This window comes from Pseudoalteromonas sp. NCIMB 1079, from assembly GCF_040567695.1.
Taxonomy (GTDB): domain Bacteria; phylum Pseudomonadota; class Gammaproteobacteria; order Enterobacterales; family Alteromonadaceae; genus Pseudoalteromonas; species Pseudoalteromonas distincta.
This window is the reverse complement of sequence record NZ_JBEWZA010000001.1, coordinates 2,866,808-2,879,676: the sequence shown is the minus strand read 5'-3', so window position 1 is coordinate 2,879,676 and position 12,869 is coordinate 2,866,808. Positions and strand designations below refer to the sequence as shown.

Here is a 12,869-nt window from a genome sequence, read left to right as displayed (position 1 = left end):
TAAATAAAAAAAACCGCCAATTGGCGGTTTTTTTTGTTGCTTCTAATTTAGAACGAGAAGCTTACTTTAGTATAAATATAACGACCGCGTGGATTATGAACCCCAGACGCATAACCGTAAAGGTCAGAATCGCCATCACCAATTGCAAAAGGTGGCTCTTCGTCAAACAAGTTATTAATACCTAGTGATAATTTAGCTGACTCAGTGATACGGTACGACGTTTGTAAGTCAACCAACACTTGTGAATCAATCATACGTGATGTATTGCTATCAAAATCTAAGTTACCGTCAAAGTCGATATCAGGTGTGTCTTCAAACTCACCAACATAACTTAAGTTAACATTAGTATTGAAGTCGCCCACTTCCCAGTTAGTTGAGAAAATCCAGCGATGCTCCGGGTAACCATATTCTCCAGAGTAATCACGGCCATCTTTTTCAAATTTGTTTTGGTAAGCCCACTCTAAATTGAATTTCAATAAACCTAAATCATCCAATGAATGATTGTAATTTGCTGAAAAGTCGATACCAGATACTTCTTGTGAAGAGACGTTTTTAAAGGTGCTATGAATTTTATCTATAGTACCTAAGCTCGCCCCGCCTGTTGGTGCTAAGCGTTCACATATAGTGCTATTTTGGTTATTACATTCAGAGTTATAGATTGGGCCAAATTCTTCTTGGTCAATTTTATTGTCTTGAGTAATACTCCAAACATCTACACTTAAACCAAATTCTGCGCTAGGGGCCCAAATGAAGCCGACGTTCCATGAATCTGATTCTTCAGCTTCAAGGTCAGGGTTACCAGCAAATTCAATGTTGTAATCAAGTGCATCACAATCAAGGCCCGTTGCTTCACATCGGTATGTATCTACAAAGAATTGGCTTTCTTGAGATGGACCTAAACCAACTTGTGCCAAAGAAGGCGCTCTAAAGCCTTGTGCCCAAGAGCCACGCACTGTGATTTCATCAGTAGGCGCCCAGCGAAGAGCTACTTTAGGGTTTGTTGTTGTACCGAAGTCACTGTAGTCATCGTAACGGCCAGCAAGTTGTAGCTCTAAATTATCAGCAAGAGGGATAGAAAACTCGACATAGGCTGCGTATTGTTCACGATCTGCAGATGCAGACTCTGTGCCAAATATTAAACCACTTTGAAATTGATCATCAGGAATGTCATTAACGTCTTCTTCACGGTACTCAATACCTGCAGCCATCATTACTACATCATCGCCAAAACTAAATGCTTCACCTGTAATGTTTGCATCAAAGGAAGTCATGTGAGACTCACCACGACGCACTAAGCTTGTTGTAATACGATCAATTACAGCAGGGTCGTTGTATGTACCACCAAATGGATTGTAGTTTCCTGCATCAATTTCTTGTTGTAAGAAATCAGTACGCACCCAACCTTGTGTTCTATCACCTGTTTGAAGAGATTTACTTCGGCCTTTTTGTACAGCTGTTTCCCAGCTCCAGTCATTAAACTCACCTCTAAGCCCTGCAACAAAGCGAAGAGTATCTGATTCAATATCCCATTGGCGTGCGCCAGCATCAACTGTACGGTAACGACCAATTTGAATGTCTTCACCAAATGGATTGTTAGGGTGGCTAGCTGGGACAGTTAAGCCTGCATCTTCATCAAGTGGAGTAGGGGCTCCGGCCGCAACAGACGTATTGTGCTGTACTGCCATTTCTAAAAAGCCCGTAATGCCATTATCAAAGTTATATTCAAATTGAGAAATAGCACCCACGCGTTCAGACGCTGGTGCGATATAACCGTAAGGGCCGTAATCAAATAAACAACTGCCGCTTGAAGTTGCATTTTCAGCAGGACAAGCCGGATCAATTGTTTTAACACCGTCTACATAAAATATCCAGGGAAGCCACGAGATGAGCGAAAATCTTCACCACCATAAGGTGATTGATTTGCTGTACCTAAGCTGCCCATTTCATCAGAAGAAAGAGATGTATTTTTAAAGTAATCGATAATAACTGACGCGCTACTTTTCTCGCTAGTAGTACCCCATACTAAACTTGCTGTTGTTTCTTCATAATTGGGACCATCAGTACCACCGTAGCCCAAATTAACTTCAACACCGTCAATGTCTTTTTTCAAGATAACGTTTACAACACCCGCTACTGCGTCTGAGCCGTAGATAGCTGAAGCACCATCTTTTAGTATATCGATTCGCTCAATGGCAGAAACTGGGATATTGTTAATATCTACAAATGAGTTTGTGATACCTTCGGCAAATGCACTAATAGAGACACGACGGCCATTGATTAGTACGAACGTAGCATCAGCACCTAAGCCACGTAAACTAACAGCAGCAGACCCATTTGCAGTTGAGTCTTGGTTGTTACCACGTGTTGAGAAAGTACCGCTACCCGCGACAGGCATTCTTTCGAGGAGTTGTTGTAGGTTGTCATAACCCATGTTCTCAATATCAGCTCTTGCGATTGATTGAACCGGAGAAGGTCCTTCGATATCTGAACGTTTGATTCGTGAGCCAGTTACTTCAATGCGCTCTACTTTGTTAGCTTCTTCAGCAGCGTAAGTTGTTGTTGTAAAACCTGCTGAAAGTGCGATTGTAGCACCTGCAATTAAGCTAGGTGTAAATGCAGTTGATTACTTCATCCTTAAATCCTTGTTGATATGTTATAAATTTAGTTGCTCTATACCAATCCTTTTTAAACTGTTAAATAAATCCCATATTTAAGCGGATTGATATAACAAGCGACGACATTAATATCATGTAACTTAAGTGTTAGCAATTAGACTGAAATGTGATTTTAGTATGGTTTTTTGTGTGTTTTTGGATGATTTTAAAACAGATGTTATGCGCTGAAGAAGGTTGAAATAGGCGCATATGCTTTATTTTGGAAATAACAAATACAGCCTAAATGCGAGTAATAATTAAATTAATTAATTCACAATAAAATTGTAATAAATTATTTACATGCATATTCTGAATGAATAGCAATCTTGTTGTATATTAATAAAACAAATAATAATTAATTTTTTAATAAAAAAAACGCCTAACTTATTAGTTAGGCGTTGTGCTTATACTTTGTGTTTCATTAAGCGTTCTTTTTCGCGAGACCAATCTTTATTTTTCCCGTCGTCACGTTTATCGTGCAACTTTTTACCTTTTGCTAGATGAAATTCAAGTTTTACCCAGCATTTTTTCCAGTACATAGCTGTAGCTATTAATGAATAGCCATCTCGCTCTGTTGCACCGAGTAGACGGTCAAGTTCGCGTCTGCTTAATAGTAACTTACGATAACGCAACGGATCGCAAATTACATGGGTTGATGCACTATTAAGTGGCTGGATTTGCGCGCCAAGCAAAAATGCTTCGCCATTTTTAAGATGAATATAAGTTTCGGTGATGTTTACCTTACCTGCTCGGATACTTTTTACTTCCCAGCCTTGTAGTTCAACACCTGCTTCAAACTTATCGTGTAAAAAATACTCATGTCGCGCTTTTTTGTTTAGCGCGATGGTATTACTTGTCGATTTTGATGAATTTTTCTTAGCCATAGTGCCCTATAATATACGTAATGTGAGATGTTTTACATCGATTTTTTAATAATGCTTTTAAAAATTAAGCTTTAATTTAAGCAGCATGAAAATTTGGGGAAACGCGCAAAGCTTGCTAAAATTCGCCCACACAGTTGGGAGTGAGTATGCCACAAATAGAAAAAAGTGCGCTGGTTATGTACAGCACTAAAGAGATGTTTGATCTAGTTAATGATGTAGAAGCTTATTCGCAGTTTTTACCAAATTGCTCAGACTCAAAAATTGTTTCACAGCATGATAATAACATGACCGCGAGTTTAGAAATATCCAAGGCGGGTATAAAAAAGTGGTTTACCACCGAAAACACCTTTGTTGATGAGCAAACCGTGTTGCTAAGCCTTGTTGATGGACCATTTAAGACGTTAAAAGGGCGCTGGCACTTTCAAGAGCTTGACGCCAAAGCATGTAAAGTTCACTTGCAACTAGAATTTGAATTTTCAAGTAAGTTAATAGAGCTTGCCTTTGGTAAGATTTTTAACGATGTTGCAAAAAATATGGTGAGTGCATTTACTCAACGTGCAAAACAGGTTTATGGAGCGCGAGTATGATTAATGTTGAGGTGGTATTTGCGTTACCAACCACGGCAACGTGTTTATCAATTGAAGTGCCACAAGGGACTACAGTCGAGCAAGCTGTTATTCAGTCAGGTATTATACAAAAGTGCCCTGAGATAGATGCTACATCGCTAACGTTAGGTGTGTGGAATCGAACTGTAAAAGCTAACTATGAGTTAAAAGACGGTGACCGTATAGAGATATATCGTCCATTAATTGCAGATCCTAAAGATGCGCGCAGAAAGCGTGCAGAAAAAGCTAAAGAAGAGGGGCGTGCAAATAAAATAACGGGTGGCCGCCCACTCGAAAAGTAACGCAAATCGGTATAAACGTGGAAAATTTAACTGATTAAATTATACGCTAACGTTGTTTAAAATGGTAAAAGCTTTTAAATAAACCAATAAAAAAGGTGAGCCATGCTCACCTTTTTTTACCACTTGAGAAATTTATTGCTCGAGCGGTGTAGTAAAGTTTTCAGGTTGGTCATAATCACCTGAGATTGAAACTAACTTTTCATTTTCAAAGTTAATTACTAACTCTTTATTTTGCTCGTTTTTACGGCCTTTATTGAAGCTGTAAATATAACGCCAAGTATTGTTATCAAAGGCGTCTTCGGCAATAGGTCTGCCTAATACGTAAACAACTTGCTCTCGAGTCATATTTACACGAAGTTTTTCAACATCCGATTGCTCTAAAAAGTTGCCTTGTGGGATGTTAATTCGGTATACCCAGCTAGAGCAACCTGCTGCTGAGCTAAGTGTTAAAGCAACGATAAGCCAAAGAGAAAAAGTTTTTAACGACTGCATTGTTAGTTGTGATCCTTATTTTTTATAATCTGCATGATACCGATTAGTCACTGAAGGTAAAACCCTTTTAAGCAATTGTTTTATGTTAAGGGCGTTAAGGTAATGTTTTGACCATTAATAATGAAAAAAGTTTACAGCACATCGAAACGAATATTTTAAAAACGGAGTCTACTTGGTTTTTATATATAGTTGAGACACGATTTGGTCATTGGTACACAGGGATCACGACTAATGTTGAAAAACGCTTTGCAACTCATCAAGCCGGCAAAGGGGCCAAAAACCTTAGAGGGAAAGGGCCGCTTTTACTTATCCATCAACAACAAGTTGGTAATAAAAGTGAAGCAAGTAAACTTGAGTATCAATTAAAAAAGCTTCCTAGGGCCAAAAAAGAAGCATACGTTTTAGCATTTAATACCGGCGACACTAAAATCATTTAGTTAATTTACTTAGATTAAACCGTATTCGCTGTGGGCAAAAGCTAGCTTTTAATATAGCTTTTGCTCACAAAGGAAATATAGCAGTTATAGCTGCTTAGCGATGTTTTTCAAAAGTAGCGACAAGTGCATCGAGTGTTTGAGCACTGTTTGCCAAGTCACGAATAGCTTGCTCTGTATTGATTTGCTCGCTCATTGCTTTATCGCTAATTTCACTTATTTGCTCTATGTTACGACCTACATCAGCAACCACATTACTTTGCTGCTCAGTTGCAGTTGCAATAAGCGTAGCCATATCGTTTATTTGATTAGCTGTTTCGGCTATCGCATCGAGTAATTCTACTGAGCTTTGCATTGCACCAACGCTTTGCTGCGCTTTATCTTTTGATTGGCTAATATCATTAACTACATCATCAGATATTCTTGTAAGCTCTTCAATCATAGATTGAATTTCGGTGGTTGATTGCGATGTACGGTTTGCCAGAGCGCGTACTTCATCAGCAACAACAGCAAAGCCTCGGCCGTGCTCACCTGCGCGAGCAGATTCAATTGCCGCGTTTAAAGCAAGTAGATTAGTCTGATCCGATATCCCTCTAATTGAATCCACAATACTTGCTATATCAACCGTTTTTTTAGAAAGCAAAGTAACTTGCTCTGTTATGCCATCAATATCGCTAGCTAGGGCTGAGATAGTTGCCTGGCTTTGTAATACTTGTTTGTGGCTTTGAATGGTGTTCTCACGACTGTTATCAGTTAATTTTGCTGTGTTTGCTGCGCTTTGCGCTATTTCTTGAACAGTTGCACCCATTTCGTTGATAGCTGCTGCGACAGATATTGTTTGCTCTTTTTGACTATCTATTGCTTGCGAGTTTCGCTTTGCTTGCTCAAATACATGATCAGAACTTTGGCGAATATCGTGGCTTTCACTGGCAACTTGAGTAATCGCTGTTTCTATTTTATTTATAAACTGGTTAAAGCCATTACTTAAATTGTTGAGCTCTGGTTGGCTTGATTCTGGTAAGCGGTACGCTAAGTTTGCATCGCCAGAGCCTAAGCGTGAAAATAACTCAGCCATTTTAGAAAGTGGAGATGAAAGAGAGCGAGCAAGTAAGTAACTAATCAAGCTAGCAACTAACGCGGTGATTACTGTAAAAGTAAATATTTGCCATTGTAGGGTGTTTACACTTGCGAATACTTCACTTTTTGGTACTTGAGCTACAACATATAAGACAGTGTTTTTAATTGGGGTTGCAGCTATAAGAGTTGGTTCGCCATTTAAGTTAATTTCTTCTAGTGCAAAGCCATTACTATTAAATAGTTGGCTGTGAATATTTGCAGTATATAAATCGTCAATATTTGCTTTTGCTACTTTATTGGCATCTTTATGAAGTTGAATTAATCCATTTTTATCTGCAATAAATACAAAACCTGTTTGCTCAATTTTAAATTGCTGTAATAGCTTTTGCATATCAGTGATGCTTTTTGCAAGACCTGCTAAACCAGTACCATTAGCTTGCTGATGATTTACAAACATTTTCACATCATTGGCTGACTCTTGATAAATACTGATAGAATAAGGTTGTTTTGATTGCTTAAAAGCAAAGAACCAGCCATCGGCTGCATCATTTTTTAACACACGCAAAAACCCATTCTGGTTCCAGTACTGTGCAGTGTCTCTATTTGCCCAAGATGCTGTTGCTAAATCGTATTGCTGGGCAACACGATTTAATTCTTTTAATAATAAAGTGTCGTCTTGATTACTAGACTGAGCCCATTGTAAAACAAATTCGTTTGATGATAGTTGCTGAGCAGCACCAAGTAACTCGTTTATTTCACCACCAATGTGGTTACTAATTGTTTGCAGTTTACTAGGCAGCTCTGACTCGATCATACGTTGCTCAATTATGTCTTTAGAGCTGTATAAAGAGGTCAAGCCAATCAGTGCCGCTACGCATATAGCAATAACACTGCCTAAAGCTGTGATTTTTTGAGTAATAGAAAGGTTTTGTATCGTCATGATATTAATTAATTTTACAACTGATTAGAGGACTATACTAGCACATTATTTATTTAGAGCTAGATATTGCCTACTGTGAAATGAATAGAAGGTAGCGTGTTATGGTTAAAATTTTATGAATATGCATAAAAAAGCCCATAAGCAAAGCATATGGGCTTGGTTTCTAACAAGCGAAACATTTATCGTTTAGGGTTAAACAATCTTTTTCATTGCTGACATGTAGCCACGTAATTTAGCACCTACTTTTTCAACTGGGTGTTCACGAAGGGCGGCGTTAATTTGAATTAATGTTTGGTTATCAACTTGGTTACTGTGCTCGCCAAGGCCTTTACCAATAACATCTGTATCAATTTTTTTCATAAAATCTGCAAGTAATGGTAAACATGCATGGTTATATAGGTAACATCCATACTCTGCAGTGTCAGAAATTGTACGGTTCATTTCAAAAAGCTTTTTGCGTGCAATAGTATTAGCAATTAATGGCGTTTCATGTAAAGACTCGTAGTAAGCTGACTCTTCAATAATACCGGCTGCTGTCATGGTTTCAAAAGCAAGTTCAACACCTGCTTTTACCATTGCTACCATTAAAATACCGTTATCAAAAAATTCCTGTTCTGAGATTTCTACATCGCCAGCAGGGGTCTTTTCAAAGTTAGTCTCTGCTGTTTCAGCGCGCCATTTAAGTAAGTTTACGTCATCGTTATTCCAGTCTTCCATCATAGTGCGTGAGAAGGTGCCGTCGATGATGTCATCTTGATGCTTATTATAAAGCGGGCGCATAATTAGTTTTAGCTCTTCGCTTAGTTCGAACGCTTTTACTTTTGCAGGGTTTGAAAGGCGGTCAAGCATGTTTGTAACGCCGCCGTACTTAAGTGCTTCGGTAATTACTTCCCAGCCGTATTGAATTAGTTTTGATGCATAACCCGCATCAACGCCTTTTTCTATCATTTTATCAAAACATAAAATAGAGCCAGTTTGTAACATGCCACATAAAATGGTTTGCTCGCCCATTAGGTCTGACTTAACTTCAGCAATAAATGATGATTTAAGTACACCTGCACGGTGTCCGCCAGTCCCTGCTGCATACGCTTTAGCTTGTGCTAAACCATGACCTTGAGGGTCATTTTCTGGGTGAACCGCAATTAGAGTTGGTACACCAAAACCGCGTTTGTATTCTTCACGTACTTCAGAACCAGGACACTTAGGCGCAACCATGATTACAGTAATGTCTTCACGTACTTGCATGCCTTCTTCAACAATATTAAAGCCATGAGAGTAGGCAAGTGTAGAGCCTTTTTTCATAAGCGGCATAATTGCACTTACTACAGCAGTATGTTGCTTATCTGGTGTTAAATTAAGTACTACATCAGCTGTGGGGATTAGTTCTTCGTAAGTGCCAACAGTAAAGCCGTTTTCAGATGCGTTCAAAAATGATTGGCGACGCTCAGAAATAGCTGATGCGCGTAATGTGTAAGAAACATCTAAACCAGAGTCACGTAAGTTTAAGCCTTGGTTTAAACCTTGTGCGCCACAGCCTACAATAACTAGTTTTTTACCTTTAAGTGCATCAACGCCATCGGCAAATTCGCCTGCGTCCATAAATTCACATTGCGCTAATTGCGCTAATTGCTCGCGTAAAGGTAAGGTATTGAAATAATTCGCCATTGTTAGTGTCCTATAAAGTCATGTTTGTTAGATGCGCAATGTTTACTGCGCTTACAAACACCATATGCAAAATCGTTGCTTGCGTAAAATGATATATTTGAATTAAAGTGTTTCATAATATGAAATACAGGGGGTTGGATGGAACATAAGCACTTAAACTACTTTTTAGCGTTGGCTAAAACACTTCACTTTGGGCGCGCAAGTGAGCTTTGCCACATAAGCGCACCCACTTTGAGCCGAAATATAAAACATTTGGAAGAAGAAGTTGGAGTAGCATTGTTTATCCGCGATAACCGAAGCGTTAAATTAACGCGTGAGGGGGAGTCCTTTATTGATTACGCAACGGCAACGCTTGCTAATTGGCAACGTTTTAAAACGAATGTAAAAGACCCACAACAGCATATTTACGGCAAAGTAAGTATTTATTGTTCTGTAACTGCATCTTATAGTTTTTTACATCAAATATTAGAACAACTTCGTGCGCAGCATCAGTACATAGAGATAACATTAAATACAGGCGACCCAGCACTTGCTATAAATCGTGTACTTGATGGCCACGAATTAATGGCAATTGCAGCTAAGCCTAATAAATTACCGTCGCAAATTGCCTTTGTTGATATTGGGCACTCACCACTTTTATTAATTGGCCCAAAAATTCAATGTCCGATCACACAAAAGCTTACACAAAATAGTGATGACATTAATTGGTCTGATTTAGAGTTTATTGTCCCAGAACAAGGTTTTTCTCGCCAAAGGTTAGAGCACTGGTGGCGCAAAAATAATATTCACGGAAAAATCTACGCCCAAGTTGCAGGACATGAAGCAATGGTATCTATGGTGAGCTTAGGGCTAGGCGTCGCAATGGTCCCTAAAATAGTGCTAGATAATAGCCCGCTGCAGGATAAGGTACAAATACTAACACCAAAAATGCAGGCACCTGAAGGGTTTGATATCGGTTTGGCGGTATTAAGAAAAGAGTTAAATGACCCTGCAATCAGTGCGTTGTGGAATATTGCGCAAACTTTAGAAGCAAAAGCAATTTAATATGCACACAGAGCAAGCAAATTAGTTAAATAGTATTAATATAGGTTGCGTATGAGTTTACTATTACTTAACATTGAGTGCTAATAATAAAAACAATGACGCTTGAGAGTTTATTTATGAACCACGCCGTATCACTTGCTCATTCTGCTCAATGCCTTAAAAAGGCGATTCCTTTGATGGTAAAATACCGCATGCCGGTTACGCCTATCAACTATGCAATTTGTACTGTTACATTCAAGGGAGTAACCCTTCATTAAATGCTGAATTAGACCATGTTATTGCTGAGCAACAAACATGCTCACAAGACAAAGCAAAAGAAATTTTTGATAAGCATTTAACGCAAGACGATCTGGCTTTCTTTCAAGAAATGACTGAAAAGTTCCATACAACTATGGAGCAAGTCCAGCAAGATATAAGCACCACGCTTGAGCATTCCAAAAGCTTTACAACAAGTTTAGTTGATTCACAAAATGAATTAAATATGCTTGCTGATGTAAATTCTTATAATGAAATATTAGGTTGTGTAGAGCGCTTAACCGACGATTCTATTGCTATGCAGGATTATGCTAGAGAATTTCAAACTAAGTTAGCTGTTGCTTACAACGAAATAAAAGATTTAAAAGAAGCACTTAATATTTCAAAAGAAGCAGCTGATACCGACACGCTTACGGGGTTTTATAACCGAGGTAAGTTTGATTCAGGTATCGTAAAATTTTGTTTTGAATACTCAGAGAAAGCACAGGAAGATTCTCTTGCCGTACTAATTATGTTTGATATTGATCACTTTAAACGTTTTAACGATGACTTTGGTCATCAAAAGGGTGAACGAAGTGTTGAGGTTAGTTGCCAAAAAAGTGAGAGAAAATACAACTGAAACAGCAAATATATATAGATACGGTGGCGAAGAGTTTTGTATAACAGCTTATTTTGACACTATTAACGATATAATAGCGTTTGCCGATTGTATACGTTTAGCTATTGCGAAATTAGCGATTCGTAAAAAGCATGATATAACAGCTAAACGTGCTATTTCTGCAAGTTTTGGTTTAGCTATTTTACGTCCATTTACTAATAGCTCAGTTTTAGTTGAGCGTGCAGATAGAGCCTTATATATCGCAAAAACACATGGCCGAAACCGAATAGAAATAGCCCCTGATATTTAATAAGCATCAGAAGCTTGATTTATTACGGCTAAAGCCGCTATTAACTTTGGTAACCTAGTAGCTTGTAAGGTTAATAAAAAAAAGTTGTTAGAGTTGGCTTCCTGCAGATTTTATTTGAATTAAAGCATTTGCGAGGTTATCCCTCATTTCCAAAGTTTCTCAAAGCAGTGCCAGCTTAGCCAACGCACATAACTAATTTGAAGGGTTTGTCACTTCAAAAACACAAAAGTTAACATTTGTGTATACAAATTGTGAATAATTGTAACCAGCTAGAGCTAGTTTAAAAAGACCTTGCTAGTATGGGGAACTTACTTAATTTAATACTTTGATGTACGCTGATGCGGTATTCCTTCTCCTTATTAACTGCTCTATGCTTTAGCACTTTGTTTGCTTGCCTTTCGGTGCAAGCAACACAGGCAAGCAAGCATGCTGACGATTATACAGAGCAAGATATAACAACTGATCGCCTGCATTTGAGTTTAAGCGTTGGGGCTGGAGTTATAACCAACCCTTTGCATGGTGGAGATCATATTCCGCTTGTGCTTATTCCACAAATTGCATTTTATGCAGAGCAATGGTTTTTTGATAATGGCCGCCTTGGCTATTCATTTTCACAATCCCCAAAGCATCACTTTAATCTAGTTAGTGAACTCAACTCTGAATCTCGCTTTTTTATAGACTGGCACCCTAAAAATGTATTTGCATTGCAAAGTAGTGCTCTTAATAATCAGCTCGTAATGCAAAATGAAGCCTCGTCCTCTCGCTACGCTGATATTGATAATTTGCATAAACGGCAAATTGCCTTGGATGCGGGTATTGCATATCACTATGTAAATGATGACCATGTTTTTTCAGTTCAGGCTCTGCATGATATAACCGATGTTTATCGAGGTGTACGCGGTGCATTGCAGTGGCAATATCATACTGTGCTAGGAAAGCTTAAAATAAAGCCAACACTTGGAATAAACTATAAATCTGCGGAACTAAATAGCTATTTTTATGGACTTAATGAGGGTGAAACTCAATTTGGCAAAATAGACGTTGGTAGTAGTTGGCAACCTTATGCTAAAATCGACGCCCGTTGGCCACTGAGTAAGGCTGACTCTCTTCGTTTTCATGTAGCATATTACGACTATTCGGCTATGGATGGCAGTCCGCTCTTTGAACGTACTTATTCAATGACTGCATTTATAGGATTCGATCGTACTTTTTAATATGAAGTATTCAATATTAGTTGTGTTTATTACCACTTTTTTTAGTGGTTTTAGCGTGGCACAAACCCCTGTTTTTAGTGTTTCTCCAAAAGTCTGCGTGGTTTCCGAACAGCAGGATTTTTGCGATCTTGATTTACAGTTTAAATGGCTATTAAACACCTATAGTGATGTCTGTTTGTATCAACAAGAACAACTACTTCAATGCTGGCAGCAGCAGCGTTCTGGGCAATTTAATTATAAAGCGCGTGTTCAGGTGGAGACCATATACTCCTTAATCAATCCTCATACGGGTGTGTTAATAGCAAAAACACAGGTTGAAGTACAAAGCGCCCATGCTAAAAAAAATAGGCGTAGGCTTCGCTCTCCGTGGAGCTTTTTTTAATTTAGGAGCAACT

General features: G+C 38.5%; 10 protein-coding genes and 2 pseudogenes. 7 read left to right on the top strand and 5 right to left on the bottom strand.

What is annotated here, in order from left to right; translation table 11 throughout:
• Window positions 1-47 precede the first annotated feature (47 nt).
• Window positions 48-2,431 (bottom strand): annotated as a pseudogene (locus ABX891_RS13300) (TonB-dependent receptor).
• A 627-nt stretch (window positions 2,432-3,058) separates the two neighbouring features.
• The gene (gene smpB / locus ABX891_RS13295; protein ID WP_004335699.1) at window positions 3,059-3,538 is read right to left on the bottom strand and encodes an SsrA-binding protein SmpB; all 480 of its coding nucleotides are present in this window, start codon (window positions 3,536-3,538) and stop codon (window positions 3,059-3,061) included.
• A gap of 146 nt (window positions 3,539-3,684) precedes the next feature.
• On the opposite strand from smpB, the gene ABX891_RS13290 reads away from it, so the two are divergent.
• Together ABX891_RS13290 and ABX891_RS13285 are read left to right on the top strand one after the other, a co-directional pair.
• Window positions 3,685-4,125 carry a type II toxin-antitoxin system RatA family toxin gene (locus ABX891_RS13290; RefSeq protein ID WP_197098581.1) on the top strand — a complete coding sequence of 147 codons (441 nt, stop codon included), beginning with the start codon at window positions 3,685-3,687 and terminating at the stop codon, window positions 4,123-4,125.
• A complete protein-coding gene (locus ABX891_RS13285; RefSeq protein WP_004335703.1) occupies window positions 4,122-4,445 on the top strand; it encodes an RnfH family protein in 324 nt (107 codons plus the stop codon). The genes ABX891_RS13290 and ABX891_RS13285 overlap by 4 nt, the downstream gene beginning before the upstream one ends.
• 132 nt (window positions 4,446-4,577) lie before the next feature.
• On the opposite strand, the gene ABX891_RS13280 is transcribed toward ABX891_RS13285, so the two are convergent.
• Window positions 4,578-4,937 (bottom strand): outer membrane protein assembly factor BamE, encoded by a 360-nt coding sequence (locus ABX891_RS13280; protein WP_004335706.1) that lies wholly within the window; start codon window positions 4,935-4,937, stop codon window positions 4,578-4,580.
• Window positions 4,938-5,044: 107 nt separating this feature from the next.
• Between ABX891_RS13280 and ABX891_RS13275 the strand changes: the two genes are divergently transcribed.
• Window positions 5,045-5,374, top strand: a complete 330-nt coding sequence (locus ABX891_RS13275; protein ID WP_024594786.1) for a GIY-YIG nuclease family protein — start codon at window positions 5,045-5,047, stop codon at window positions 5,372-5,374.
• Between the two features lie 94 nt (window positions 5,375-5,468).
• Here the strand turns inward: ABX891_RS13275 and ABX891_RS13270 are convergent, their stop codons facing one another.
• On the bottom strand, window positions 5,469-7,388 hold the full coding sequence (locus ABX891_RS13270) for a methyl-accepting chemotaxis protein (RefSeq protein WP_354629711.1): 1,920 nt from the start codon (window positions 7,386-7,388) through the stop codon (window positions 5,469-5,471).
• A 192-nt stretch (window positions 7,389-7,580) separates the two neighbouring features.
• Complete coding sequence (gene ilvC, locus ABX891_RS13265) at window positions 7,581-9,053, bottom strand: ketol-acid reductoisomerase (protein ID WP_004335714.1); 1,473 nt, start codon at window positions 9,051-9,053, stop codon at window positions 7,581-7,583.
• A 138-nt stretch (window positions 9,054-9,191) separates the two neighbouring features.
• Between ilvC and ilvY the strand changes: the two genes are divergently transcribed.
• The 4 genes and pseudogenes from ilvY to ABX891_RS13245 all read left to right on the top strand — a co-directional run bounded on the left by ilvY (window position 9,192) and on the right by ABX891_RS13245 (window position 12,856).
• The gene (gene ilvY, locus ABX891_RS13260; protein ID WP_024594947.1) at window positions 9,192-10,097 is read left to right on the top strand and encodes an HTH-type transcriptional activator IlvY; all 906 of its coding nucleotides are present in this window, start codon (window positions 9,192-9,194) and stop codon (window positions 10,095-10,097) included.
• Window positions 10,098-10,213: 116 nt separating this feature from the next.
• Window positions 10,214-11,260 (top strand): annotated as a pseudogene (locus ABX891_RS13255) (GGDEF domain-containing protein).
• 401 nt (window positions 11,261-11,661) lie between these two features.
• On the top strand, window positions 11,662-12,474 hold the full coding sequence (locus ABX891_RS13250) for a MipA/OmpV family protein (protein ID WP_197098577.1): 813 nt from the start codon (window positions 11,662-11,664) through the stop codon (window positions 12,472-12,474).
• A gap of 1 nt (window position 12,475) precedes the next feature.
• Window positions 12,476-12,856 (top strand): DUF3019 domain-containing protein, encoded by a 381-nt coding sequence (locus ABX891_RS13245; RefSeq protein WP_024594944.1) that lies wholly within the window; start codon window positions 12,476-12,478, stop codon window positions 12,854-12,856.
• The last annotated feature ends 13 nt before the right edge of the window (window positions 12,857-12,869 follow it).